This window comes from Brachybacterium sp. JB7 (assembly GCF_003335205.1).
GTDB lineage: Bacteria > Actinomycetota > Actinomycetes > Actinomycetales > Dermabacteraceae > Brachybacterium > Brachybacterium alimentarium.
This window is the reverse complement of the sequence record NZ_QPGN01000009.1, coordinates 59,765-83,486: the sequence shown is the minus strand read 5'-3', so window position 1 is coordinate 83,486 and position 23,722 is coordinate 59,765. Positions and strand designations below refer to the sequence as shown.

The 23,722-nt window shown below is 70.1% G+C and carries 23 protein-coding genes; 5 read left to right on the top strand and 18 right to left on the bottom strand.

Annotation, left to right across the window (positions count from 1 at the left end):
* Window positions 1-28: 28 nt before the first annotated feature.
* Together pta and CIK81_RS12035 are read left to right on the top strand one after the other, a co-directional pair.
* On the top strand, window positions 29-2,140 hold the full coding sequence (gene pta, locus CIK81_RS12040; protein WP_158542020.1) for a phosphate acetyltransferase: 2,112 nt from the start codon (window positions 29-31) through the stop codon (window positions 2,138-2,140).
* A gap of 27 nt (window positions 2,141-2,167) precedes the next feature.
* Window positions 2,168-3,472 carry an acetate/propionate family kinase gene (locus tag CIK81_RS12035; protein ID WP_096196746.1) on the top strand — a complete coding sequence of 435 codons (1,305 nt, stop codon included), beginning with the start codon at window positions 2,168-2,170 and terminating at the stop codon, window positions 3,470-3,472.
* A gap of 60 nt (window positions 3,473-3,532) precedes the next feature.
* On the opposite strand, the gene CIK81_RS12030 is transcribed toward CIK81_RS12035, so the two are convergent.
* The gene (locus CIK81_RS12030) at window positions 3,533-4,192 is read right to left on the bottom strand and encodes a heme oxygenase (biliverdin-producing) (RefSeq protein WP_096164231.1); all 660 of its coding nucleotides are present in this window, start codon (window positions 4,190-4,192) and stop codon (window positions 3,533-3,535) included.
* Window positions 4,193-4,745: 553 nt separating this feature from the next.
* Here CIK81_RS12030 and CIK81_RS12025 point away from each other — a divergent pair.
* Window positions 4,746-5,291 carry a hypothetical protein gene (locus CIK81_RS12025; protein ID WP_096163930.1) on the top strand — a complete coding sequence of 182 codons (546 nt, stop codon included), beginning with the start codon at window positions 4,746-4,748 and terminating at the stop codon, window positions 5,289-5,291.
* 102 nt (window positions 5,292-5,393) lie between these two features.
* Here the strand turns inward: CIK81_RS12025 and CIK81_RS18035 are convergent, their stop codons facing one another.
* The 7 genes from CIK81_RS18035 to guaB form a co-directional block, all read right to left on the bottom strand.
* The gene (locus CIK81_RS18035; RefSeq protein ID WP_147272358.1) at window positions 5,394-5,879 is read right to left on the bottom strand and encodes a hypothetical protein; all 486 of its coding nucleotides are present in this window, start codon (window positions 5,877-5,879) and stop codon (window positions 5,394-5,396) included.
* A 435-nt stretch (window positions 5,880-6,314) separates the two neighbouring features.
* Window positions 6,315-6,833, bottom strand: a complete 519-nt coding sequence (locus CIK81_RS12015) for a hypothetical protein (protein ID WP_114306955.1) — start codon at window positions 6,831-6,833, stop codon at window positions 6,315-6,317.
* Window positions 6,830-7,981 (bottom strand): hypothetical protein, encoded by a 1,152-nt coding sequence (locus CIK81_RS12010; protein WP_114355754.1) that lies wholly within the window; start codon window positions 7,979-7,981, stop codon window positions 6,830-6,832. Before CIK81_RS12010 ends, CIK81_RS12015 begins: the two co-directional genes overlap by 4 nt.
* A 19-nt stretch (window positions 7,982-8,000) precedes the next feature.
* Complete coding sequence (locus tag CIK81_RS12005; RefSeq protein WP_096163926.1) at window positions 8,001-9,110, bottom strand: GuaB3 family IMP dehydrogenase-related protein; 1,110 nt, start codon at window positions 9,108-9,110, stop codon at window positions 8,001-8,003.
* An 85-nt stretch (window positions 9,111-9,195) separates the two neighbouring features.
* Complete coding sequence (locus CIK81_RS12000) at window positions 9,196-9,912, bottom strand: exonuclease domain-containing protein (RefSeq protein WP_114306957.1); 717 nt, start codon at window positions 9,910-9,912, stop codon at window positions 9,196-9,198.
* A 157-nt stretch (window positions 9,913-10,069) separates the two neighbouring features.
* Window positions 10,070-10,546, bottom strand: a complete 477-nt coding sequence (locus CIK81_RS11995) for a hypothetical protein (protein ID WP_114306958.1) — start codon at window positions 10,544-10,546, stop codon at window positions 10,070-10,072.
* 160 nt (window positions 10,547-10,706) lie between these two features.
* Window positions 10,707-12,206 (bottom strand): IMP dehydrogenase, encoded by a 1,500-nt coding sequence (gene guaB / locus CIK81_RS11990; RefSeq protein ID WP_096163922.1) that lies wholly within the window; start codon window positions 12,204-12,206, stop codon window positions 10,707-10,709.
* 305 nt (window positions 12,207-12,511) lie between these two features.
* Here guaB and CIK81_RS11985 point away from each other — a divergent pair, with 305 nt between their 5' ends.
* Window positions 12,512-14,146 (top strand): inorganic phosphate transporter, encoded by a 1,635-nt coding sequence (locus CIK81_RS11985; RefSeq protein ID WP_346218059.1) that lies wholly within the window; start codon window positions 12,512-12,514, stop codon window positions 14,144-14,146.
* A 158-nt stretch (window positions 14,147-14,304) separates the two neighbouring features.
* Here CIK81_RS11985 and CIK81_RS11980 read toward each other — a convergent pair whose 3' ends face one another.
* The 5 genes from CIK81_RS11980 to groES form a co-directional block, all read right to left on the bottom strand.
* Window positions 14,305-15,081, bottom strand: coding sequence for a hypothetical protein (locus CIK81_RS11980; RefSeq protein WP_241964143.1), 777 nt, complete (start codon window positions 15,079-15,081; stop codon window positions 14,305-14,307).
* A 180-nt stretch (window positions 15,082-15,261) separates the two neighbouring features.
* A complete protein-coding gene (locus tag CIK81_RS11975; RefSeq protein WP_241964142.1) occupies window positions 15,262-16,242 on the bottom strand; it encodes a pseudouridine synthase in 981 nt (326 codons plus the stop codon).
* Window positions 16,239-16,940, bottom strand: coding sequence for a hypothetical protein (locus CIK81_RS11970; protein ID WP_096163919.1), 702 nt, complete (start codon window positions 16,938-16,940; stop codon window positions 16,239-16,241). Before CIK81_RS11970 ends, CIK81_RS11975 begins: the two co-directional genes overlap by 4 nt.
* Before the next feature lie 182 nt (window positions 16,941-17,122).
* Complete coding sequence (gene groL / locus CIK81_RS11965) at window positions 17,123-18,709, bottom strand: chaperonin GroEL (RefSeq protein WP_096163918.1); 1,587 nt, start codon at window positions 18,707-18,709, stop codon at window positions 17,123-17,125.
* A 5-nt stretch (window positions 18,710-18,714) separates the two neighbouring features.
* Window positions 18,715-19,011, bottom strand: a complete 297-nt coding sequence (gene groES, locus CIK81_RS11960; RefSeq protein ID WP_096163917.1) for a co-chaperone GroES — start codon at window positions 19,009-19,011, stop codon at window positions 18,715-18,717.
* A 438-nt stretch (window positions 19,012-19,449) separates the two neighbouring features.
* On the opposite strand from groES, the gene CIK81_RS18215 reads away from it, so the two are divergent.
* Window positions 19,450-19,620: a hypothetical protein gene (locus CIK81_RS18215; RefSeq protein ID WP_158542019.1), complete on the top strand. Its 171-nt coding sequence runs from the start codon at window positions 19,450-19,452 to the stop codon at window positions 19,618-19,620.
* A gap of 94 nt (window positions 19,621-19,714) precedes the next feature.
* On the opposite strand, the gene CIK81_RS11955 is transcribed toward CIK81_RS18215, so the two are convergent.
* The 5 genes from CIK81_RS11955 to glp all read right to left on the bottom strand — a co-directional run bounded on the left by CIK81_RS11955 (window position 19,715) and on the right by glp (window position 23,645).
* Entirely contained in the window at window positions 19,715-20,569 is an 855-nt protein-coding gene (locus CIK81_RS11955; RefSeq protein ID WP_096163916.1) for a metallophosphoesterase, read from the bottom strand.
* Between the two features lie 193 nt (window positions 20,570-20,762).
* Window positions 20,763-21,251 (bottom strand): molybdenum cofactor biosynthesis protein MoaE, encoded by a 489-nt coding sequence (locus tag CIK81_RS11950; protein WP_241964141.1) that lies wholly within the window; start codon window positions 21,249-21,251, stop codon window positions 20,763-20,765.
* Window positions 21,248-21,796: a molybdenum cofactor biosynthesis protein B gene (locus tag CIK81_RS11945; RefSeq protein WP_096163915.1), complete on the bottom strand. Its 549-nt coding sequence runs from the start codon at window positions 21,794-21,796 to the stop codon at window positions 21,248-21,250. Before CIK81_RS11945 ends, CIK81_RS11950 begins: the two co-directional genes overlap by 4 nt.
* The gene (gene moaC / locus CIK81_RS11940) at window positions 21,793-22,365 is read right to left on the bottom strand and encodes a cyclic pyranopterin monophosphate synthase MoaC (RefSeq protein WP_176485535.1); all 573 of its coding nucleotides are present in this window, start codon (window positions 22,363-22,365) and stop codon (window positions 21,793-21,795) included. The genes CIK81_RS11945 and moaC overlap by 4 nt, the downstream gene beginning before the upstream one ends.
* Window positions 22,362-23,645, bottom strand: a complete 1,284-nt coding sequence (gene glp, locus CIK81_RS11935; protein WP_096164228.1) for a gephyrin-like molybdotransferase Glp — start codon at window positions 23,643-23,645, stop codon at window positions 22,362-22,364. Before glp ends, moaC begins: the two co-directional genes overlap by 4 nt.
* Window positions 23,646-23,722 lie beyond the last annotated feature (77 nt).

Sequence of the window (23,722 nt, the reverse complement as noted above, 5' to 3'; positions counted from 1 at the left end):
TCCCCGCCGTCGGCGGCCGAGCGCGCCTATGCTGGCTGCTGTGACTCAGAGTGTGTATATCGCCAGTCCCGAGGGGACGACCGGGAAGTCGATGGTGGCCTTCGGTCTGCTCGAGGCGCTCGCCTCCCGCTCCGACCGGGTCGGCGTCTACCGACCCGTCGTGCAGGCCGACCGCGCGCGCGATCATGCCGTCGACCTGCTGACGAGCCATCCGGCCGTCGACCAGGAGTACGACGACGCGATCGGCGTGGATCACCAGCTGCTGCTCTCCGATCCGGACACCGCCCATGAGCGCATCCTCAGCCATTACCGCGACCTCACCGAGCGCTACTCGATGCTCGTGGTGCTCGGCAGCGACTACGACGATCTCGCCAATCCCACGGAGCTGACCTTCAACGCGGAGGTCGCAGCGAACATGGGGGCCCCGGTGGTGCTGGTCGTCTCCGGCCTGGATCGCACCCCCGAGCAGATCGCCTCCCTCACCGCAGTGTCCGTCGGCCAGTTCACCGCGCACCACGCCACCCCGATCGCCGTCGTGGTCAACCGTGCCCCCCTCGATGCCCTGGAGCAGGTGCGCGAGGCGACTGCAGCGAGGGTCGAGGGCGCGCTGGTCTCCGTGATCCCGGAGAACCCCGTGATCATGGCCCCGACCGTGCAGGAGGTCCACGACGCCGTCGGAGGCTCTCTCCTGCAGGGCAACCCGGAATGGATGGGCCGTGTGGCGATCGGCACCGTGATCGCCGCAATGAGCCTGCCCAATGTGCTCAGCCGCCTCACCGAGAACTGCACGGTGATCGCTCCGGGCGACCGTTACGACCTGCTGCCGGGCCTGATCATGGCGCAGCAGTCCGGCACCTTCCCGGCGCTCTCGTCGATCGTGCTGACCGGCGGCTACGACGTCCCCGGCGAGGTGAGCCGACTCATCTCCGGCGTGCAGCAGGACCTTCCGATCATCGCGTCGGACCTGTCCACGTTCGACACCGCGGTGAAGGTGGCTAGCACCCGCGGGCGTTTGAGCGCCGACAGCCCCCAGAAGATGGACGCCGCCCGTCGTGCGGTCGCCGAGCACCTCCCCACGGCCGACGTGCTGGCGGCGCTCGAGGTGAGCCGCAGCGAGGTCGTCACCCCGATGATGTTCGAGTTCGAGCTGCTGGCGCGCGCCCGCGGCGAGAAGAAGACGATCGTGCTGCCCGAGGGCGAGGACCCCCGCATCATCGCCGCCGCGGAATCGATCCTCGCGCGGGGCGTGGCCGACCTCATCCTGCTGGGTGAGGAGAACCAGATCCGGGCGAGGGCTGCCCAGCTGGGACACGACATCTCCGAGGCGGAGATCGTCTCGCCGCAGTCCGAGGAGCACCTGTCCCGGTATGCGGCGGAGTACGCCCGGCTGCGGGCGAAGAAGGGCGTCACCCTGGAGCAGGCCCGCGAGAGGATCCAGGACGTCTCCTACTTCGGCACGATGATGGTGCAGATGGGCGAGGCCGACGGGATGGTCTCCGGCGCGGCGCACTCCACGGCGCACACCATCCGCCCCTCCTTCGAGATCATCAAGACCAAGCCCGGCGCGAAGATCGTCTCCTCGGTGTTCCTCATGGCGCTCGAGGACCGTGTGCTGGTCTACGGCGACTGCGCCGTGAACCCCGATCCCACCGCCGAGCAGCTCGCGGACATCGCCGCGCAGTCCGCCGCGACCGCCGAGCAGTTCGGCATCAGCCCGCGGATCGCGATGCTCTCGTACTCCACCGGCACCTCCGGCACCGGGGCCGACGTGGACAAGGTGCGCGAGGCCACCGGCCTGGTGCGCACGGAGAATCCCGACCTCGACGTCGAGGGACCGATCCAGTACGACGCCGCCGTGGACGCCTCGGTCGCCAAGACCAAGCTGCCGGACTCCTCGGTCGCCGGCCGCGCCACGGTGTTCGTCTTCCCTGATCTGAACACCGGCAACAACACGTACAAGGCGGTGCAGCGCTCCGCCGGGGCGATCGCCATCGGGCCAGTCCTGCAGGGACTGAACAAGCCGGTCAACGACCTCTCTCGTGGGGCCCTCGTCGAGGACATCATCAACACGGTGGTCATCACCGCCATCCAGGCCCAGGCGGAGCCGTCGCCCGGTGCCGGCACCGCCTCCGCCCTCTGATCCCACTGCCCAGGAGCTGACACGCCCATGACCGATCCCGCCGCAGAGGCCCGCGTCCTCGTCATCAATTCCGGTTCCTCGTCGCTGAAATTCCAGCTGCTGGACCCCGAGACGGGCACGGTCGACGCCTCCGGGATCGTCGAGCGCATCGGCCTCGAGCGCGGCGTCGCCTCCCTCACCGCGGGCCAGCAGGAATCGAGCTTCGAGGGGGACGTCCCCGACCACGGGCAGGCGATGACGATCGTGCAGTCCCTGTTCACCGACGTCGGGCTCTCCTTCGCCGATGACCGGATCCGCGCCGTCGGCCACCGGGTGGTTCAGGGCGGAGCCCGTTACTCCTCCCCGGTCCTGATCGATGAGCAGGTGCGCTGGGACATCCACGACCTCGGCAAGCTCGCGCCCCTGCACAACTACGCGGCGGTCGACGGCATCGACGGGGCGAAGGCGCTGCTGCCCGACGTCCCGCACATCGCCGTCTTCGACACCGCGTTCTTCACCGCGCTGCCCGAGGCCGCCGCGAACTACGCCCTGAACCGCGAGGTCGCCCGGGAGTACAGGGTGCGTCGCTACGGAGCGCACGGCACCAGCCATCAGTACATCTCCCGCACGGTCTCCGATCGGCTGGCGGCCGAGGGCCGCGACGTGTCGAGCCTGCGCCAGATCGTCATGCACCTGGGCAACGGCGCGTCCGCCTCCGCAGTGCTCGGTGAGCAGGCGGTGGAGACCTCGATGGGGCTCACCCCGCTCGAGGGGCTCGTGATGGGCACGCGCACCGGCGACATCGATCCCACGATCTACCTGCATCTGCATCGCCGGGCGGGGCTCGACGCTCCTGAGATCGACGACATCCTCAACAAGCGCTCGGGGATGATCGGGATGTGCGGGATGAGCGATTTCCGCGATATCACCGCCGCCGTCGAGGACGGCGACGAGGCCGCGATCCTCGCCATGGACGTCTACGTGCATCGCCTGCGCAAGTACCTCGGCTCCTACACCTTCGTGCTCGGCGGCCTGGACGTCCTGACCTTCACCGCCGGTATCGGCGAGAACGTGCCGATGGTGCGTGAGCGCGTGCTGACAGGCCTCGAGGACCTCGGCATCGAGCTGGATCTCGAGGCGAACGCGGTGCGCAGCAAGGAGGCACGGGTGATCTCCACGCCCGCCTCGAAAACCCTCGTGATGGTCGTGCCGACGAACGAGGAGCTGTCCATCGCGCAGCAGGCTGCCGAGGTCGCGCGCGAGAGACGCGACGGAGACGTCCCGCGCGGAGCAGAGGACGCTCGCGGAGCAGACTGCGTACGCGGAACAGAGGGCACGCGCGGAGAGGACTGACCCGGGGCCGGCCCGTGTGCGCGGGATGCCCTCGCGCCGGGCGAGCGCGGCGAGACCTGCTCAGGCGTCCAGCGCGCGGAACATCTCGCCTGCCAGCTGGTAGCCGAGCTTCGCCTCGTCCAGGTAGTCCTCGCGCACCCGCGGATCCACGATCTCGTCCAACTGTGCCCGGTAGGCGTCCTTGACCCGCTTGGGGGCGTCGATGTCGCTGAAGTCCCACATCGTCAGCTGCTCGCGCGGCACGCCGTAGTGGCGCGCGACCAGAGCACCGATCGCCTGTCCCCCGGAGAGGTCACCGAGATAGCGCAGGTAGTGGTGCGCGAGCAGCTGCGGAACCGACGCCTCACGGATCCGCACCGCGTACCGCTGCGTCACGGGCAGGGGCGCGTCGATCCCGTCGTGTTCACCGAAGCGTCGTGCGAAGTCCTCCCGGATCGCCGCGGCGCGAGCGAAGCGCGGATCGTGGAAAGCGGCCGCGAGCGCGTCGTGCTCGGCGGCCGCGGAGATCGCCTCTTCGAGGGCCACGTACACCGGCAGATACTGCGAGAGCAGTCGCCAGTAGTCCTCCTCCAGCAGCTCGCCGCCCATCAGGCGGGTGATGAAGCCCTTGTTCTCCGCGTCGGAGTGCTCCTCGCGCGTCGCCTCCCGAAGGAGGGTCGAGAAACTCGTGGCCGGATCCTGCACCGCAGTGCTCTCCCCCGCTGTCGTGGTGATGGCCATATGACGCTCCTCGTTCTGCATGGTGCGCCGGAAGAGAGCGATCGATCCGGGGCCGGAGTCCGGCAGACTGTCCGGCCGTCGGACCGGTGAACCGTCGAGCCGTCGGACCGTCGGATCGTCGGATCGTCGGATCGTCGCCGAACATCTACCCGAACCCATTTTCCTGACGCTGTGTCAGATCGAGTATGGGGTGCGGTCGCTGCGGTGACAAGAGGCGTCTCGGGATCCGAATGACCTCATCGCCGCAGGCGACGTCGACCGGCAGTCCTCGGGCCGCCGGCCACCACCATCGCCCGCACCGAAACCGGCATCGGCGCCGCCCGAATCCGCTGCCGACGAGCCGCGGTGCGTCAGCGGCGCGACCGCACGACAGGTCTCGTCCGAATGAATTATGCAACACCTTCGGTCCGTAAACAAGTGCGGCAGCCCGCTGTGCCGACAGTGGCCGCTCTGGTCCCGGCACCGTCCGGCCATGGGTAGTCCTCCCCGTCTCGCGAGAGCGCTCCAGCCCGTATTCTGTGGGGACCATCTACGGCGTACCCAGGGGGAACTGATGGCGTACCAGCAGCCTTACGGCACCTACTACGAGCCGCGCAGGAAGCGGGGCCTGAAGCGGATCATCTTCGGCAGCCTGGGCATCATCGCCAACGGCATCGGCCTGCTCGTGATGCCCATTCTCGCCGGTGTCGTCGTCATGATGATCGCGATGCTCTCCGTGACCCCGGTGCCGTCCGGAAGCGATTCCGTCACGTTCGACGCCTCGTCGTCCTCGCTGCACTTCGTGTACGTCCCCACGACCGAGGCGAACTCGGCGTCATGCACGGTCGAGGACGGTGCGGGAGTCAACTGGGAGCCCGAGGTCACCACCCTGACAGCGACCGTCGACGGCACGGAGTACACGCCGGTGGGTCAACTGGACGTCACCTCCGATCAGGAGGTCACCATCACCTGCGCTGGAGCCGGCGACGTCGCGATCGGTGAGGTCGGAGTGGGCGGCACCCTCATCGCCCTCGTCATCGGCCTGGTGATCCCGATCGTGCTGGGCCTGCTCGCGATCGCACTGCTGGTCTGGGGGATCATCGCGCGCGTGCGGTCCTGACGCCGAGCGTCCCCGAGGGCCCGGGCTCCGCGGTCATCCTCAGGGGGCGGGCGCCTGCTCGTCCCGTGAGGTCGACCGCGGACCCCTATCGTCCGGACCGCCCTAAGGGTTCTGTTCCCCCCGAGGGCCCTGTTCGTCCTGACCCTCCTGAGGGTCCTGATCCTCCGGAGGGTCCGCGGAGTCCGCGGTCAGCGAGAAGCCACTCCGGTAGACGCTCGTCGGGGTGTAGACCGCAGAGCTCCCAGAGAACACGGCAGGGGTGGTCAGCGAGGCCCAGGCCTCCGGGAGCTCCGTCTCGTACGCGGGCGTCTGCGGGTCAGAGATATCCGTCAGTTCCGGGGTATCCGTCAGTTCCGGGCCATCCGGCAGCTCGGCGCCGTTCGGCAGCTCGGCTCCATTCAACAGCTCGGCACTGTTCGACACCTCTGCTTCGCTCGGCACCTCGGCGCCGTCCGGTTGACCGACGCTGTCCAGCCGGTCCGGTTCCGCGGGCACCGTCGGCAGCGCAGGCGTGGCCTCGTCCGCCGCGGCGGCCGGTTCCCTCTCGGCCGGCTCCGTCTCGGCCGGTTCCGTCTCGGCCGGCTCCATCACTGCCGACGGGGCCTGCGAGGGAGCCGGCTCCTGGTCCATCCGCGTCTCCGGGGCTGCCTGCTCAGGCGTCGTCGCCGCGCCGATCGTGCTCGCCGGGCTCAGCGGGGACTCCGGGTTCTGCGGAGGTTCCGCGCTCTTCTGAGTCGACGCTTGCGCGCGGCCCTTGGGTCGCCACGGCTCGACCTTGCGACGCATCGTCACTGTGGTGCGCCCCGGCGTCGGCCAGGAGTCCTGCCGTGCCCCGTCATTCGACGGGGAGCGGTCCCGACGATTCTTGGAGCGCTTCCGCGAGCCTGTCCGCGTGCCCACCACGACGAGGACGACTCCGAGCAACACCATCCAGACGAGATCCACTGCCCCACCCCTCTCCCGAGGTTCCTCTCTGCGTCGTTCGGCATCCGCGGATCTGTGCGGAGGCATCGCAGAGTCCGATCACTGACGAAGCCGGTCAGCCTCACGCTCTGCCGCCTCGCGGCATGCAACGGCCCACCCCTGAGCGTCGACGATCAGCTCATCACGCCACGGGATGCCGAGCGCCTGGGCCATCTGCCAGCGGTGCTCGACGCCCAATTCGGAGAGCTCCGTCGACGGCACACGCAGCAGCTCCTCATCCGTCGTCGAGGCCCCAGGTCCACCTGATGATGCTCCGGAGGGTGTCCGGGTGCGTGTCTCCTGAATGCGCCGACGGCTGCCCAGCCGGACGAGCATCCCGGGCACAGCGGACAGGACGAAGAGCGCCAGCACGAGGCTGGGGAATCCGCTGGCCGGATCGAACACGAAATATCGTGCGTACCTGAACTGCGACCAACTGTGGAGCACCCCGGTGTATCCGTCGTAGACCCACAGAGAGGCCGCGACGGCCAGCACGAGCGCGATCACGAGCCGCCAGGGGCGCAGGATCCGTCCCGCGCCGTCACCGGCCGCGCGGACGTTCTCGGCGCGGTCGCTCATCGGCTCACCTCCTCGCCCTGGTCCTGGTCGTCGTCGCCCAAGATCTCGTGCTCCGCCCGAGCGGAGTCGTAGAGGGAGGTCGGCGTGTAGACCGACCCCGAGGAGGCGGTGAATCCACTGCTCCAGATGCTCGAACCCGGAGCGTCGTGCGTCATCGACCCGTCAGCCGACGAGCGCGTCCCCGCCGTCGGTGACGGCTGGGCAGCGGGGAACGGCGGCTGCTCAGCGGCGAACACCGGCTGTCCCGCGCTGAACGCCGGCTGCTCTGCAGCCGACGTGGACTGCTCCAGCCCCACGTCATTCGCATCGCTCGGGTCGTTCAAGCCATTCGGCTCGCTCGCGTCGCTCGGGTAGCTCAAGCCACTCGGGTCACTCGGGTCACTCGGGTCACTCGGGTCACTCGGGTCACTCGGGTCACTCGACGAGGCGAATGCGTTCTGCCCGGCCGGCGCGTCCTCGGTGCGCGGTTCTGCGGCGGAGCGCCGCGTGGAGTCCGAGCTGGACCGCGCGGACGGACCGGCATGCAGCGCCCGGAGGATCTCCAGGAGTGCACGGGCACCGCCCTCGGTCTCGTAGACGGACTTCCAGGGGATGCCTGCGACGCCGGCCATGGCTTTCAGGTCCTGGACGCTCATCAGTCCCACACCTGCGCCCGCGCCGTCGTCGGATACGAGGAGGTCGTCGTCACCGAAGGTCACGGACGAGGAGCGCTGCGTGCGAGTGACCTGCCAGGAGATTCCGCCGCTCAGTGCCGACGAGCCCCCGCTCGACCAGGAGGACGTGGAAGTCCAGGCAGGGGGTGCTGTTGAGGAGGGCCGGCTGCGGGAGGCACGTTGCCGGAACCTTGCGATCCCCCAGGGCAGCACCGCGAGAACGAGCAGCAGGATGATGAGCGCGACCACGGTGAAGCGCTCCATCAGGAGCACGTAGATCCACCACGGCAGGACGGGAGCCAATGCAGCGTATGCGGCACCCGCCACCAGGAAACCAGGGTTCGCATACTCCTCGTACATCGGGCCGAACAGCAGCAGCATGCACACTGCGACGCACAGCAGCCCCAGGAGCAGCGCCAGCGTCGGCATGAGGCGGCCCTGCCGCCTGCCCCGCGCGGCGGTGCCGGAGGGCACGCCCCCGGCCCGGATGGTCATCGCGCGCTCGACTCGAGGATCACGCGGTGGTCACGACCTCGACGCGCTGGAACTCCTTGAGGTCGAGGTACCCGGTGGTGGCCATCGCATGACGCAGGGCACCGACCAGATTGGTCGAGCCGTCGGCCGCGATCGACGGACCGAACAGGATCTGCTCGAGCGGTGCGACGGTGCCCACGTCGACGCGGTGACCACGGGTGAGCGTGGGGTGGTGCGCCTCGCTCCCCCAGTGGTGGCCGTGGCCGGGAGCCTCCTCGGCGCGGGCGAGGGCGGCACCCACCATGAGACCGTCGGCGCCGCAGGCGATCGCCTTGATCAGATCGCCGGAGCGCCCCAGTCCGCCGTCGGCGATGACGTGCACGTAACGGCCGCCCGATTCGTCCATGTAATCGCGGCGAGCTGCGGCGACGTCCGCCACGGCGCTCGCGAGGGGGACGGAGATCCCGAGGGTCTCCTGGGTGGTCTGCGACGCGCCGCCGCCGAAGCCGACCAGCACGCCGGCCGCCCCGGTGCGCATGAGATGCAGAGCGGCGGTGTAGGTCGCACAGCCGCCGACGATCACGGGCACGTCGAGCTCGTAGATGAATCGCTTGAGGTTCAGCGGCTCCCGGCCGGTGGAGACATGCTCGGCGGAGACCGTGGTGCCCCGGATGAAGAACAGGTCGACCCCGGCGTCCACGACGGTCTTCCAATGCTCCTGGGTGCGCTGCGGGGAGAGAGAACCGGCGGCGGTGACGCCGGCGTCCCGCAGCTGCTGGATCCTGTCACGGATCAGTTCAGGCTTGACCGGCTCTTCGTAGATGTCGCGCATGACCTGCACGACCTCGTCGTCCGAAGCGCTCGCGACCTGCTTGAACTGGGCGGAGGGGTCCTCGTACCGGGTCCACAGGCCCTCGAGGTCCAGCACGCCGAGCCCGCCGGCCTCGCCGAGCTGGATCGCGGTCTCCGGCGACATCAGCGAGTCCATGGGGGCCGCGAAGATCGGGATGTCGAAGTGGTAGGCGTCCACCTGCCACGCGGTGGAGACGTCTTCGGGGTCTCGCGTACGACGGGATGGCACCACCGCCACGTCGTCGAAGCTGTAGCTGCGGCGTCCCCGCTTGTTGCGGCCGATCTCGATCTCGCTCATCACACCGGGAGTCTACCGTCGGCCGGATCAGAACCGGGCATCAGCGCCGCGAACGGCCCCGGACAGGCACGGACGCTAGCTCTTGTCACAGCGGCCAGCTGGTGTTGACGTCGGGCGTCTTGCCCTTCTTCTTGAGGAACTCGTTGAAGTTCTCCGCCCAGGTGCGGTGCCAGCCGACCTGCTCGCGGTGGAGGTCCGCAAGGGACGAGGCGGCGATCTGGGGGTGCTTGGCGACGATCGCCCGCAGCACGTCGAGCGTCGCGGAGACGTCGACGTCGGCCGTATGCAGCCGACCGTCCTGCTGGATGTCGAAGTGGGCCAGGAGGTCGGTGAGCGTCCGCTTGCCCTTGCGGTAGCGATCCACCCCACGGTCCACCACCAGCGGATCGATCACCGGGGCGATGTCATGGCCCAGTCGCTGGGCGAGCGTGGGCAGGCCCAGACGGGTCAGCTCGTTCTCGAGGATCGCGAGGTCGAAGCCGCCGTTGAACGCGACGAGCGGGACGTCCTTGCCGAGGGCGTCGGCGATCATCGTCACGACCTCCTCGAGCGCCTCGGTCGCCGTCATGCCATGGGCGCGGGCGTGCTCGGTGCTGATCCCGTGGACCCGCTGGGCAGGCTCGGGGATGTCCATCTCCGGATCGATCAGCCAGGTCGCGACCGTCTCGCTCCCACGGCCGGGCCCCACCGAGTGCACGAGGGCCACCGTGACGATCCGGTCGGAGGCCACATTGGTGCCGGTGGTCTCGGTGTCGAATCCGAGCAGGGGCGCATCGGTCCAGGACAGGGGTGCCGCAGTCATGGGGCCAGCCTAGATGCCGGGGCCGACGTTCCTGACCCGTCGTCCACAGGACCCACAGGACCCTTTCCTCCCGCGCCCCTCCCCGGGCCGCGGACCTCCGCTCGGGAGGCCCGGTCCCGGGCAACTCGCGCCGAAGTGCACCGGCGGACGGCTCGTCTCAGAGCTGGGCGATGTCCACCGCCATGGTCGTGCCCAGGACGACAGGCACCAGGAGGGGAGCCACCACGCTGAGCACGATCGCGAGGACGCCGCGGATCGTCCCACGGTTCCCGACCAGGCCGACGATGCCCAGCACGATCGCGGCGATACCCATCACGGTCCACAGCAGCAGTGATCCGAAGGCCCCGAGCACCGCTGTCTGATACCAGGCAGGGGTGTCGCTGAGGTGATAGCCCGAGGCGGTCTCCATCGGCACCACCGTCAGCCCCACGAAGGCCATCGTTGCGATCGAGCCGAGCAGCGCGATCAGCGCGAGCGCGAACCCCCAGGACGAAGCGACTGCTCGACCGCGCCGCTCCGGGGAAGGCGCATCGGAAGGCGCGTCGGTGCCGGCGCCGGCGGGGGCCTGCCAGGACGTATGGGGCGTCTCCGTGGAGGACGGGCCGACGGCGGACTGCGTGTTCTGCAAGCTCATGAACTCGATGCTAGGAGCCCGCTCCGGCCGCGCTCCATCCAGGGATCCGTCCTGATCGGCGGGGGCTATCCCCACCGATCAGGACGCGCCCGTGCGAGGCTCAGTGCGAGACTCGGCGCGAGGCTCGGTGCGAGACCCAGCGCGAGGCGTGGTGCACGACTCAGTGAGAGGCGTAGTTCGGCGCTTCCATGATCGCTGCCATGTCATGGGGATGGGACTCCTTGAGCCCGGCCGCGGTGATCCGCACGAACTGCCCGCGGTCCTTGAGCTCGGGGACCGTGTTCGCGCCGACGTAGAACATCGACTGATGCAGCCCGCCCACGAGCTGGTGGACGACGGTGCCGAGCTGACCCTTGTAGGAGACGCGGCCCTCGATGCCTTCGGGGACGATCTTGTCGTCGCTGGGCACATCGGCCTGGAAGTAGCGGTCCTTGGAGAAGGACTCCTTGCCGCGTGAGGACATGGCCCCGAGCGAGCCCATGCCCCGGTAGGCCTTGTACTGCTTGCCGCCGACGAGGACGACCTCGCCCGGGGACTCCTCGGTGCCGGCCAGCAGGGAGCCGACCATGACGGTGTCCGCCCCGGCGACGAGCGCCTTGGCGATGTCGCCGGAGTACTGCAGGCCGCCGTCGCCGATCAGCGGCACGCCCGCCGGCCCGCAGGCCTTGGACGCCTCGTGGATCGCGGTGACCTGCGGGACGCCGACGCCGGCGACCACGCGCGTGGTGCAGATGGAGCCCGGGCCCACGCCGACCTTGACGGCGTCGGCCCCGGCATCGACCAGGGCCTGCGCGCCCGCGCGGGTGGCGACGTTGCCGCCGATCACCTGGACGCCGGCGAAGAACGGATCGGCCTTGATCGTGCGGATCATCTCGAGCGACAGGCGCGCGTGCCCGTTCGCGGTGTCGACCACCAGCACGTCGACGCCGGCCTCGCACAGGGCACCCGCACGCTCGAGCGAGTCGCCGAAGAAGCCGACACCGGCGCCGACCAGCAGCCGGCCCTGGCTGTCCTTGGAGGCCTCGGGGAACTGTTCGGACTTCACGAAGTCCTTGACCGTGATGAGACCGGTGAGACGACCGGACTCGTCGACCAGCGGGAGGCGCTCGCGCTTGTTCTTGCGCAGCAGCGCGGTGGCCTCCTCGGGCGTGACATCGTCGGGAGCGGTGAACAACTCCGTGGTCATCACGTCGGAGACCTTGGTGGTGGACCATTCGGCGACCGGGATGAACCGCAGGTCACGGTTGGTGCAGACGCCGAGCAGCTGGCGGGAGGGATCGACGACGGGAAGGCCCGAGACGCGATACTGACCGCAGATCGAGTCGAAGTCCTCGAGGGTGGCGTCGGGCCCGATGGTCACGGGGTTGGTGATGCGGCCGGTCTGGGTGCGCTTGACGAGGTCGACCTGGTGGGCCTGGTCCTCGATCGAAAGGTTGCGGTGGAGGATGCCGATGCCGCCGTGCCGCGCCATCGCGATGGCCATCCGCGATTCGGTGACCGTGTCCATCGCAGCGCTCGCGAGGGGCACTTTCAGCGAGATCTCCCGCGTGAGCCGACTGGTGGTGTCGGCGTCCGAGGGGATGACATCCGTCTCCCCGGGCAGCAGCAGCACGTCGTCGTAGGTGAGTCCGATGAAACCGAAGGGATCCGCGCTCGTCATGCACCGATGGTAGCGGCGCGAACGCTGCGTGTGCAGACCCGATCACCGCCACCGGGATCATCCAGCGCGGTGATGACCAGCAACGATGAATCGCGTGGGCGGGATCACGCCCGGAGGCGGAGACAAGGAGCGCCAGATCACGCCCACGCCGCCGGGCCGGACGGCTCACCAGGGCCTCGCGCGCGCGGCGCGTCCGGCAGGGACACCGGGGTGGCATCCTGATCTACAGTGACGGCGCCCCTCGGGGGCGCTGCACGACCCTGCCCCCAGTCCTCACACACCCCGGGAAATCGACGATGCCGCCTTTGAAGGCCCAGCCCCCCATCGATGCTCCTGTGACGGCCGGGTTCCTCGGACCCGACCGCAACTGGCATCTCAGCGCAGGCGCGGTGACGGCAGTCACCGTGATCGCCTTCGCCATCTGGTCGTTCGGTCACGCCGGCGCCGGCGTGAGCCCGCCCCTGCTGCTGCTGGCGATCGCGTTCGGGCTCTTCATGGCCTTCAACATCGGCGGGAACGACGTCGCCAACTCCTTCGGCACCAGTGTCGGAGCAGGCACACTGACCATGAAGCAGGCGCTCATGGTCGCGGCGGTCTTCGAGGTCTCCGGCGCCGTGCTCGCGGGCAGCTCGGTCACCGAGACCGTGCGCAGCGGCATCGTCGACATCGACAGCATGCACGTGGACCCGCAGTCCTTCGTCTACATCATGATGTCCGCGCTGCTGGGCGCCGCGGTCTGGCTGCTGCTGGCCACGAAGATGGGCTGGCCCGTCTCGACCACGCACGCGATCATCGGCGGGATCGTCGGCGCGGCCGTCACCACCGGGCTCGTCACGGGCACCGGCGGCCTGGAGATGGTGCAGTGGGGCGAGATCGGCCAGATCGCGATCTCCTGGATCCTCTCCCCGCTGCTCGGCGGCATCGTGGCCTTCCTGCTCTTCGGAGCGATCAAGCGCCACATCCTGGCCCCCGCCGCCCGGGCGATCGCCCTGGGATCGCACGGCTTCGACGATGCCGAGGACGACGACGATGACGACGAGGACGAGGACGAGGACGAAGAGCGTCGACACGTGCCCGCCTCCGAGCGTGTGAGCGAGCTGCAGCAGGCGGCCTTCGCCGAGTCCGCGGCCCTCGACCTCACCCCGGGGGGCCCCGGCGCGGAGCTCGCGGCGCAGGCCGCCGGCCTCTCCAAGAAGAAGCGCAAGGCCGCTCGCAAGATCGAGCGCAAGGCCGCGTACCACGCGCTGGAGAAGCGCGTCCCGCCGCTGGCCGCGGGTGCTGCCGTCGTGATCGCGGCGATGCTCGTCTTCAAGGGGCTGAAGAACGTCGGCCTGGATCTCTCGCTCGGCGGCGGCATCCTGCTGCTGATCATGGTGGGCATCGCTGTGTGGATGGCGGTCACGGTGTTCGCCCGTGCTCTGAAGAAGCAGTCGATCTCCCGCGCGACGTTCATCATGTTCAGCTGGATGCAGGTGTTCACGGCCTCGGCCTTCGCGTTCAGCCATGGCGCCAACGACATCGCCAATGCGGTGGGTCCGTTCGCCGCCGTACTCGATGTGCTGAGCACCGGTGAGATCTCCGAGGAGGCGGCCGTCCCGACCGCGGTCCTCGCCGCCTTCGGCATCGCCCTGATCTCCGGCCTGTGGTTCGTCGGCCGTAAGGTGATCGCGACCGTCGGCTCCGGACTGACCTCGATGCACCCGTCCTCCGGCTTCGCCGCCGAGCTCGCTGCGGCGGCCGTGGTGATGCTGGCTTCCGTGCTGGGACTCCCGGTCTCCTCGACGCACATCCTGATCGGCGCCGTCCTCGGCGTGGGCATCGTGAACCGTGCGGCGAACTGGAAGCTCATGAAGCCGATCGCCCTCGCCTGGGTGATCACGCTCCCCGCCGCGGCCAGCATCGGCGCCGTCGTGGTGCTCGTGCTGCGCGCGATCTTCTGAGCCGCATGCGGCCGGACTGACACGCATCGCCGGCCGCGAGGCACCGGCCCGTCCGGGCCTGGCCCGGACGTATCGGTCCAGCCGGGCCGCATCGGTCCAGCCGGGCACAGCACAGCACAGCACCGCCGGATACAGCCCCGGCCCGCCAGGTTCCCGCTCTATTCGGGGTCGGCGGGTCGGGGCTCCTCCTTGCCACCGAGCACCCGCCGCACGCGATCGAACTCCGCACGGAAGGCTTCTTCGTCGTACTCGTACTGCGGTCGCCAAGGCATGCCCAGACGCTCGGCGAGCTCGTGGTTCGACCGCGCGATCCGCCGCCGACGGTTCTCGCGCACGAGCACACCGCGAGGCGGGGCGGGACGCAACCCGGCCGCGGCCTGCAACACTCGCAGGCCGTCGAACGATCTCGCGTCCCAGCCGATCTCCTGGACCACCCATTGGCGGTCCTCCGGCTCCCCGTGGCGCGGTCGGGCGCGCAGGCCGATCAGAGCGATGCTGCCGCGCTCCGCCTCCCCCACGGCGTGGTCGACCTGGGAGATGTCGGCGCGGTCTGTGGTGCGCAGCCCCTTGCGCAGCGTGAGCGTGCCGGCCGCCTCATCGAGATGGACCACGCGATGGGTCACGAGCATCGGCACGATCGCCCAGAGGGCGAACAGGGCCCACAGCAGGAGCGCTCCCGTCAGCAGCTGCACCCATGCCGGGGAGAGGAGCTGTTCGAGCAGTCCATCGTGGCCGCCCCGGAGCCGGCCGAGGCGCCACTGCTGGAGGCCGGCACCGGCGAAGGGCGAGAGCAGCACAGAGATCAGCGGCAGGCCGATGAGGGCACCGGGCACATAGCGCGCGGCGACGGTGGGGCCCACGATGACGGCACCGCTGCGGGTCCGCCGCGGGGCGGGCTCCGGGACGGCGGAGTCGGGGATCTGAGGGGTGCTCACGGCGACAGCGTACGTTCCGCACGCAGGGAGTCTCCTGGTGGTGGCCGGGCCGGACCGCGAGCGCACGGACCATCAGGGATGACCGCCAGGAACCGACAGCCAAGTGCTGGCAGCCAGGTACCGACAGCCAAGTACTGGCAGCCAGGTGCCGACAGCCAAGCGCCGGCAGCCCGTGGTGAGTCACGCCCCTGCAAGCTGCCGACCGCTGCGGAAGCGCCGCTCCTGCCCCGTGATCGGGTCGAGGAACGCGAGCGACCGTGCGAGCAGCTGCAGCGGGAGTCCGGGGACCGCGTCGCCGTCCGTCGACGGGCGAGGCTCCGGATAGAGGTCCTCCCCCAGGATCGGCGCGCCGCGGGAGGAGAGCTGCGCCCGGAGCTGATGCGTGCGTCCGGTGCACGGGTGCAGTCGCAGCAGCAGCGTGCCGTCGGTCTCCGAGGTGGCCACCTCGAGCAGTGTCCGCACGTTCGGCTCGCCGGGCAGCACCTGCGTGATCAACTCTCCGCGCTGCTTGACGAGGCGGTCCAGGAGCATCACCCGCTCCCCCGGGGTCGTCGGGATCGACGTCTCCGGTCCGAGCCGCACTCGCGCCTCGTACCCCTTCGCCACCTCGGCGCGCGCGAAGAGCTGCTGGTAGGCGGAGCGCTCGTCGGGCACGATCCCGAAGGCGAGCACGCCGGCAGTGCGACGGTCCAGGCGGTGCAGGGGCACCAGGGTCTCGATCCCGGTGGCCCGGCGCAGGCGCACCAGAGCACTGGAGAGCACATGCGCGCCTCGCGGCATGGTGGCCATGTCATGGGGCTTGTCGAGCACGAGCAGGTGCTCGTCACGGTGGATGATCGGCAGCTCCGCCTCGGGGACGTGCTCCTCGCGCAGCTCCCGGTGGAACCACAGCTCGTCCTCCGGGCCGACGGGGGCATCTGCGGACCAGGGGCTGCCGTCCGCGTCCACGATCTCGCCCCGGACGAATCGTGCATCCAGCGGCGTCGCCTCCGCCACCGCGAGCGCGGGGAAGCGTTCGAGCAGCGCCTCGAGGGCGGGACGTCCCTCGGCCGCGTCGCGCGGGACCCTCCAGCGCACGGCGTCCAGTCCCTCGCGCTGGGGCAGGGGCGGCGGCCGACGGCGGGCACGACGACGGGCAGCTCGTCCCGGCTGCTCGCTCACAGCCCCCACACGGCGAAGGTCAGGACGTTGTGGGCGGTGTAGAACACCGCGAGCAGGAGGAGCAGGAGGTTGGGGTGGCGATCCACGACGCTCATCGCCTGCGGGGCCTGAGAGCGCAGGTCCGCGGCAGTGATCACGTCGACGTGGTCGATGCGCACGCCGGCCTCGCGGGCCCGCTGCAGCGTCATCTCCTGGGCGCGCGGGCCGAAGAAGCGGCTGGAGACGGCGAGCATCCGGCGCCCCTGCCGGTCCATGACGTACACGCCGTCGTAGGTGGTCTCCGACGCCTCGAGCAGCTCTGCCGCCGAGGCGCCGCGGTCGATGTCGCGCACCGCGATCACGCGACCCACCTCGTCCCAGCGTGCCGCGCGAGTGCGCCGGGCGAGACTGCGCAGCACGAATCCGTGCGCGTCGATCTGCAGCCAGGCGGTGAGGATCCGCAGGCACACCACGGCCGTGGCGGCCGCGACCAGCACCCACAGCAGCAGGGGCAGGGTGAAGACGATGTCGTGCATCAGCGCGGGGTCGCGCCACAGCCGCTGGCCCACGAAGCTGATGATCACCAGGAACTCGAGCACCACGGCGAACACGAAGCCCGCACCGAGCGTGCCGAGCACGACGCCGACCGGGGGCCCGAAGGTCCGCGTGGGCAGACTGTCGTCGCCCGCGGGATGCACGAGATCAGGGCTGCTGCTCACGGGTGCTCCTCCCACGGTGGTCGCACAGGGACCTGGCCATCTTAGGCCGCGACGACCCTCCAGACGTGATCCTCGCCGCAGGTCGGACGCCCGATATGCCGACGGGCGGGCGGACCGGGTCTCCCCGTTCCACCCGCCCGTCGGACGACGTCGAGCGACCTACCGGTCGGCTCGAGTGAGGATCACTCCTCCTCGTCGTCCTGCTTCTCGATCACGAGGGTCTCGGTCGTGAGGACCATCCCGGCGATGGAGGCGGCGTTACGCAGCGCGCTGCGGGTCACCTTCACCGGATCGATGATGCCCTCGGCGACCAGATCGACGTAGTCGCCGGTCGCGGCGTTCAGGCCGTGACCGACCTGGGACTCCTTGACCTTCTCGACGACGACGTAGCCCTCGAGGCCGGCGTTCTCGGAGATCCAGCGCAGCGGCTCGACGACCGCACGGGCCACGGCGCGCACGCCCACGGCCTCGTCGCCCTCGAGCCCGAGGCCGCCCTCGAGCACGGAGGCAGCCTGGACGATGGCGCTGCCGCCACCGGCCACGATGCCCTCTTCGATGGCAGCGCGGGTCGCGGAGACCGCGTCCTCGATGCGCATCTTCTTCTCCTTGAGCTCCACCTCGGTGTGAGCTCCGACCTTGATCACGGACACGCCGCCGGCCAGCTTCGCGAGGCGCTCCTGGAGCTTCTCGCGATCCCAGTCGGAATCGGTGTTCTCGATCTCGCCGCGGATCTGCGCGACACGATCGGCCACGGCCTCGTCGTCACCGGCGCCGCCCACGATGGTGGTGGAGTCCTTGGTGATGACCACACGGCCGGCCTGGCCGAGCACGTCGGTGTCGACGGTCTTGAGGTCCAGTCCGAGGTCGGCGGTGACGACCTGGGCACCGGTGAGCACCGCGATGTCCTGCAGCATCGCCTTGCGGCGATCGCCGAACGCGGGAGCCTTGACGGCCGCGCCCTTGAAGGTGCCGCGGATCTTGTTGACGACCAGCGTGGACAGTGCCTCGCCGTCGATGTCCTCGGCGATCACGAAGAGCGGCTTGCCGCCTTCGACGACCTTCTCCAGCAGCGGCAGGATGTCGGCCACGGCCGAGATCTTGCCCTGGTGCAGCAGCACCTGCGCGTCCTCGAGGACGACCTCCTGGCGATCTGCATCGGTGACGAAGTGCGGGGAGATGTAGCCCTTGTCGAACTGCATCCCCTCGGTGAAGTCCAGCTCCATCGCGGTGGTGGAGGACTCCTCCACCGTGATGACGCCGTCCTTGCCGACCTTGTCGAACGCCTCGGCCAGCAGCTGGCCGATCTCGCGGTCCTGGCTGGAGACGGACGCCACGGAGGCGATCTGCTCCTTGCCGTCGACCGGGGTGGCGATCTCGCCGAGCTTGTCGGAGAGGGCCTCGACGGCCTGCTCGATGCCGCGCTTCAGGGCCGACGGAGCGGCGCCGGAGGCGACGTTGCGCAGACCCTCGTGCACGATGGCCTGAGCGAGAACGGTGGCGGTGGTGGTGCCGTCACCGGCCACGTCGTTGGTCTTGGTCGCGACCTCCTTCGTGAGCTGGGCACCGAGGTTCTCGTAGGGATCGTCGAGCTCGATCTCACGGGCGATGGTCACGCCGTCGTTCGTGATGGTGGGAGCGCCCCACTTCTTGTCGAGAACGACGTTGCGGCCCTTGGGGCCGAGCGTCACCTTGACGGTGTTGGCGAGCTTGTCGACGCCACGCTCGAGAGCGCGGCGCGCGTCCTCGTTGTAGATGATCTCCTTGGGCATGTGTTTCAGCCCTCGATGATCGCGAGGATGTCGCGCGAGCCGAGCACGAGGAACTCGTCGCTGCCGTACTTCAGCTCGGTGCCGCCGTACTTGGAGAAGACGACCTTGTCGCCGACCTTGACGTCCATGGGGACGCGCTCGCCCTTGTCGTCGAAACGACCGGCGCCGACGGCGACGACCTCGCCCTCCTGGGGCTTCTCCTTGGCGGAGTCGGGGATCACGAGGCCGGAAGCAGTCGTCTGCTCGGCCTCGAGCGGCTTGACGACGACGCGATCCTCGAGGGGCTTGATGGAGACCGACATGCGGCTCACTCCTTCATGAAGAGATGACTCTGTGAGTTCTAGGGGCAGGGAGCCCGATCCCGGTCGTCGTCGCGGTGCCGACCGAGGAGGTTCCCTCTGCGGCAGCTTCTGGCACTCTCGGCCGTCGACTGCCAACGGGACAACTGTAGGACCGTGCTGGCACTCATGCAAGGCGAGTGCTAAATCGGTGTCCGGGACCGCGGTGCGGGCGACGGCCGACCCTCTCGCGGTCCGTCACGTCACAGGCCCGCCACACATCGCGCAGATCACCATTGCGCACCAGGTCACCTGCTTATTGTGAACCTGGCAACCAGTGGGCTCCGAAGCCTGGAGTCCTCAGCCCGCGCACGGTAGAACTGACAGCAGAGACGTTGCCGTGGCCCCTGCGATCCAGGGCGCGGCATCCCGCCGCTCCGACCCAGAGGAGATTTCCCCCTGATGACCATTCTTCGTGCCTTCGGTGCCATGCTGCGCCGCCGTTCCGATTCCCAGCTCGCTGAGGACATCGTCGCGGCCGGGAACGCCGCCCGCCACCAGCACGGCCAGGACCCGATCACCCCCGGCCCCGTCAGCAGCCAGGGCGTCCGTCCCTACGGATTCGGCTACTGAGGAGTCGGCTGCACAGCCACTGATCGCCTGAGCCCCTGTGGAGAGGATCCGCGGGGGCTTCTTGCTGCCCTGAGCCGGAAAGCGAGGGAGCGGATCAGCGCCCGGCCGCGTCGACGATCGCGGCGACCTGCTCCGGCCCGAAGTCGTAGACCGGGGTCTCCGGATCTGCCGAGGTGTCACCCGCGTTGGGGAAGATCGAGGTGACCACCCGGGGCGCCCCGGCACCGAGCTCGACCAGGCTGGCTCCGGATTGGGCCCGGGACTGCTCGTGCTCGCCCGCCGTCACCGGGTCCACGACGTTCGTGATGCCGGGGACCACGTGCAGCGGGATCCCGGCGATCGCCCCGGTCATCTCGTGGTGGTAATGGCCCGAGAGCACGATCCGCACGTCGGAGCCCTCGAGCACCGCGGCGAGCTCGTCGAGCCCGTCGAGGTCCAGCGCCCGCAGCAGCGTCGTCGCGCCGACCAGCGGAGGATGGTGGATCGCCAGCACGGTGCCACCCGCGGCGGGTTCGTCGAGCACCCCGGAGAGCCAGGTGAGCTGCTCGGGATCCAGATGTCCGTATCCCGCCCCCGGAACGCTCGAGTCGAGCACGACGATGCGTCCTCCGGTCTCGAGCGGGATCACCCTGTCCTGGACCGTCGTGCCGCGGTCCCCCAACGCGATGGTCTCCCCGTAGGCGACGGAGACGTCATGGTTGCCCATCACCACGGCGAGCGCGGCGCCCTTCTCGGCGGCGAAGGGGTCGAGGATCTCGTGGAGCAGGCGGTAGCTCTCGGGGGTGCCGTCCTCGGAGGCGTCCCCCGTGTGGACGATCGCGTCCAGGCCGTCGACCGCGGCGAAGCGGTCCAGCAGCCCGCGCAGGGCAGCCGTGGTGTCGATCCGGTCGTAGTGCCGAGCCGCGGGATCACCGTGGAGGTGGGTGTCGCTGAGGTGGAGGATGCGCATGGTGCCACCGTAACGAGCGCAGATGACGGGGCGGTGACGCGCAGCCGACGCGCACGGGCACGGGCATGCGGACGGGCGCGGGCACACTCACAGGTAGAGGCACAGGCACAGGCACAGGCACGGCACGCACGCACACGGGCACTGGCACTGGCACTGGCACTGGCACGAAAGGCACGGCACGGCACGGCACGGATCAGCCGAGCGCGCCCACCCATTCGCTCTCGCCGTCGTCGAACACCTGGAGCTTCCAGATCGGCAGACGCTGCTTGACCGTGTCCACGAGGTCGTCGCAGGCCACGAAGGCCTGTTTCCGGTGCGGCGCGGCGACCGCACAGGCCAGGGCGCTGTCCCCGATCTCGAGCGGCCCGTAGCGGTGGGCGACGGCGATCAGCGTGTCCGGATAGCGCGCGGAGATCTCATGCGCGACCTCGAGCATCACGGCTGCCGCGCCGGGGTGGGCCGAGTACTCCAGCCGCTCGACGCCGCGGCCTCCGTCGTGGTCGCGCACGACGCCGTCGAAGGTGACGACCGCGCCGCAGCGGGGATCCGCGACGGCCTCGACCATCCGGGCCACGGAGACCGGCTCCGTGGTCACCTCGGCAAGGCGGACGCGCTCGGCGGCTGCTCCCATCGCCGGGTCGCCCTCGATGCGCAGCGGCTCGGGCTCGGTGCCGGCGCTCATGCGTGGCCCCCGCCGTCGCGCTGTTCGAGCAGGTGGTCGAGGATCGGGTCGAGCACCGTGATCCCGTCGCGCACTCCCCCGCGGGAGCCGGGCAGGTTCACCACGAAGCTGCGCCGGGCCATCCCGGCCAGCCCCCGGCTCAGCAGGGACGTCGGGGCCTTCTCGGCGCCGAGGCGGCGCACGGCCTCAAGGATGCCGGGCATCTCCCGGTCGAGCAGCGGAGCGGTCTGCTCGGGGGTGACGTCGGTGGGGCTGATGCCGGTGCCGCCGGAGGTGATGATGACGTCGATCCCGGCGTCGATCGCCACGGAGAGGGCGCGACCGACCTCGGGGCCGTCGCTGACGACCTGCTTGTCCGCTGCCTCCAGGCCCCTGCTCTGCAGCCACTGGAGCAGCAGGGGGCCGGTGCGGTCCTCGTAGCTGCCGTCGGCCGCGCGGGTCGAGGCGATGATGACGCGGGCGGTGCCGCTCAGCGCCGGCGCGGCGTCGGGGTCCTCACGCACTGCGCAGTCCGCATCGGTGCGTCGGGCGGGCATCTGCTTCATCTCTGCTCCTCCTGGGACCCTTGCTGCGCAGCGTCCGTGGGCGCCTCTGCAGCGGCCGACGGCCCCGTTCCCCCGCAGTCTTCTCGACCGCTGCGGGTCCAGTCGCCGCTCTTGCCCCCTGACTTCGCGAGCACCTCGACGTTCTCGATGCTCGCCAGATGGTCCACGGCCTTGATCATGTCGTACACGGTCAGCGCCGCGACCGTGGCCGCGGTGAGCGCCTCCATCTCGACGCCGGTGACGCCCCTGGTGCGTACGCGGGCCGTGATCTCCACCCGGTCCTCGGCGGGCACGAGGTCGAGCTCGACCCCGCTCAGGGGCAGCGGATGGCACAGCGGAATGAGATCGCTGGTGCGCTTGGCCCCCATGATCCCGGCGATCCTCGCCGTCGCAAGGGCTTCCCCCTTGGGCAGGTCGCCGCTCGCGATGCGGCCGACGACATCGGGCCGGGTGCGCAGCACGGCCCGTGCGGTCGCCTCGCGGGAGGTGACCGCCTTGTCGGTCACGTCGACCATGTGCGCCGAGCCGTCGGCCCGCACGTGCGAGAGGTCGTGGGACACGTCGTTCATGAGTCTCCTCCAGGGATCAGCACGGTCTCCAGCATGTCGCCGTCGTGCACCATGTCGGTCCCGACGGGGACGATCACGAGGGCATCGGCGGCGGCGAGCCCGCCGATCAGGTGCGAGGACGCCCCACCGACCAGGCGCACCCGACCCGATGGCAGGAGCCGAGCCCGACGGTACTGCTCGAGGGCGAGTGGGGAAGGTTCCGGGAGCTCGACCCCCACCGGGAGACGCAGACGGGTGCGAGGCGGCGCCCCGAGAGCCGGCCGGGCGATCAGCTCGCAGCTCAGCAGCGCGGAGACCGGGTTGCCGGGGAAGGCGAGCCAGGGCACTCGCCGCGCGGGCAGATCGAGGGTGCCGATGCCCTGCGGGCCCCCAGGCTGCATCGCGACCTTCGGGAAGGCCATGGTCACGCCCGCGGACCCGGCCGCGTCCCGCACCACCTCGAACGCTCCTGCGCTCACGCCGCCACTGGTCACGACGAGGTCGGCGTCGTACGAGTCGACCAGAGCGCGCAGTCGGGAGAGCAGTGCGGCCGCATCGTCCGGGACGGCGGCACAGTGCACGACCTCCGCCCCGGCCGCAGCCAGTGCCGCGGAGAGCCCCGGCCCGTTGGCGTCGAACACGCCTCCGGCCACCGGGGAGGCACCCGGGACCGCGACCTCGCTCCCGGTGGACAGCACGATCACCCGCAGCCGTGACTCGACCTCCACGTCGGCCAGGCCGCAGGCGGCGAGGTGGGCGATGCGGGCCGGCGTGAGCACCTGGCCGGCGCGCAGCACGGTATCCCCGGCGTGGGTGTCCGAGCCGCGACGCCGCACGTAGCGCCCGGGGTCGCGCGAGACGGGAGCCAACGTCACGGTCCCGTTCTCGCTGCCCTCGGGCTCCCCGCCGCGCCCGGGCTCGAAGCGTCCTGCTGCGCTCTCCTCGACCGGGATCACCGCGTCGGCGCCCTGCGGGATCGGTGCTCCGGTCATGATCGGTCGGGCGGTGCCGGCGTGGAGAGTGCCGGGGGCGTCCCCGGCCGCGATCATGGGTCCTCGCGGCATCGCTGCCGAGCCGTCGGCGGTCAGGGCGGCCTCGAGGTGCGCGGTGCAGACCGCGTAGCCGTCCATCTGCGAGTTGTCATGGCCGGGCACGTCCACCCGGGAGCGGGCGTCGACCCGTGCCACCCGGCCGACGGCGAGCGCACCCAGCGGCAGCACCTCGCCGCTGCGCACCGGGGCGAGCAGCGCGAGCGCGTCGGCCACATGGTCGGCGAGCGGGATGCGCTCGGCAGCGGTCATCGTGTCCACTCTCCGATCGAGCAGGGTGAGTCGAGCAGTGCGATCCCTCAGGGCGATCCGTGCAGGGTGCAGGGCCG

What these genes read in the sequence shown, in the direction of transcription:
- groES (WP_096163917.1), bottom strand. Translation starts at nt 19,011, where the DNA reads ATGTCGGTCTCCATCAAGCCCCTCGAGGATCGCGTCGTCGTCAAGCCG.
- CIK81_RS11955 (WP_096163916.1), bottom strand. Translation starts at nt 20,569, where the DNA reads ATGCGCATCCTCCACCTCAGCGACACCCACCTCCACGGTGATCCCGCG.
- glp (WP_096164228.1), bottom strand. Translation starts at nt 23,645, where the DNA reads ATGACCGCTGCCGAGCGCATCCCGCTCGCCGACCATGTGGCCGACGCG.
- CIK81_RS12015 (WP_114306955.1), bottom strand. Translation starts at nt 6,833, where the DNA reads ATGAGCGACCGCGCCGAGAACGTCCGCGCGGCCGGTGACGGCGCGGGA.
- groL (WP_096163918.1), bottom strand. Translation starts at nt 18,709, where the DNA reads ATGCCCAAGGAGATCATCTACAACGAGGACGCGCGCCGCGCTCTCGAG.
- CIK81_RS18035 (WP_147272358.1), bottom strand. Translation starts at nt 5,879, where the DNA reads ATGGAGCCGGCCGAGACGGAACCGGCCGAGACGGAGCCGGCCGAGAGG.
- CIK81_RS11950 (WP_241964141.1), bottom strand. Translation starts at nt 21,251, where the DNA reads ATGAGCGCCGGCACCGAGCCCGAGCCGCTGCGCATCGAGGGCGACCCG.
- CIK81_RS11945 (WP_096163915.1), bottom strand. Translation starts at nt 21,796, where the DNA reads ATGAAGCAGATGCCCGCCCGACGCACCGATGCGGACTGCGCAGTGCGT.
- CIK81_RS12025 (WP_096163930.1), top strand. Translation starts at nt 4,746, where the DNA reads ATGGCGTACCAGCAGCCTTACGGCACCTACTACGAGCCGCGCAGGAAG.
- moaC (WP_176485535.1), bottom strand. Translation starts at nt 22,365, where the DNA reads ATGAACGACGTGTCCCACGACCTCTCGCACGTGCGGGCCGACGGCTCG.
- CIK81_RS12005 (WP_096163926.1), bottom strand. Translation starts at nt 9,110, where the DNA reads ATGAGCGAGATCGAGATCGGCCGCAACAAGCGGGGACGCCGCAGCTAC.
- CIK81_RS12030 (WP_096164231.1), bottom strand. Translation starts at nt 4,192, where the DNA reads ATGGCCATCACCACGACAGCGGGGGAGAGCACTGCGGTGCAGGATCCG.
- CIK81_RS11995 (WP_114306958.1), bottom strand. Translation starts at nt 10,546, where the DNA reads ATGAGCTTGCAGAACACGCAGTCCGCCGTCGGCCCGTCCTCCACGGAG.
- pta (WP_158542020.1), top strand. Translation starts at nt 29, where the DNA reads ATGCTGGCTGCTGTGACTCAGAGTGTGTATATCGCCAGTCCCGAGGGG.
- CIK81_RS12035 (WP_096196746.1), top strand. Translation starts at nt 2,168, where the DNA reads ATGACCGATCCCGCCGCAGAGGCCCGCGTCCTCGTCATCAATTCCGGT.
- CIK81_RS12010 (WP_114355754.1), bottom strand. Translation starts at nt 7,981, where the DNA reads ATGACCATCCGGGCCGGGGGCGTGCCCTCCGGCACCGCCGCGCGGGGC.
- CIK81_RS18215 (WP_158542019.1), top strand. Translation starts at nt 19,450, where the DNA reads ATGACCATTCTTCGTGCCTTCGGTGCCATGCTGCGCCGCCGTTCCGAT.
- guaB (WP_096163922.1), bottom strand. Translation starts at nt 12,206, where the DNA reads ATGACGAGCGCGGATCCCTTCGGTTTCATCGGACTCACCTACGACGAC.
- CIK81_RS12000 (WP_114306957.1), bottom strand. Translation starts at nt 9,912, where the DNA reads ATGACTGCGGCACCCCTGTCCTGGACCGATGCGCCCCTGCTCGGATTC.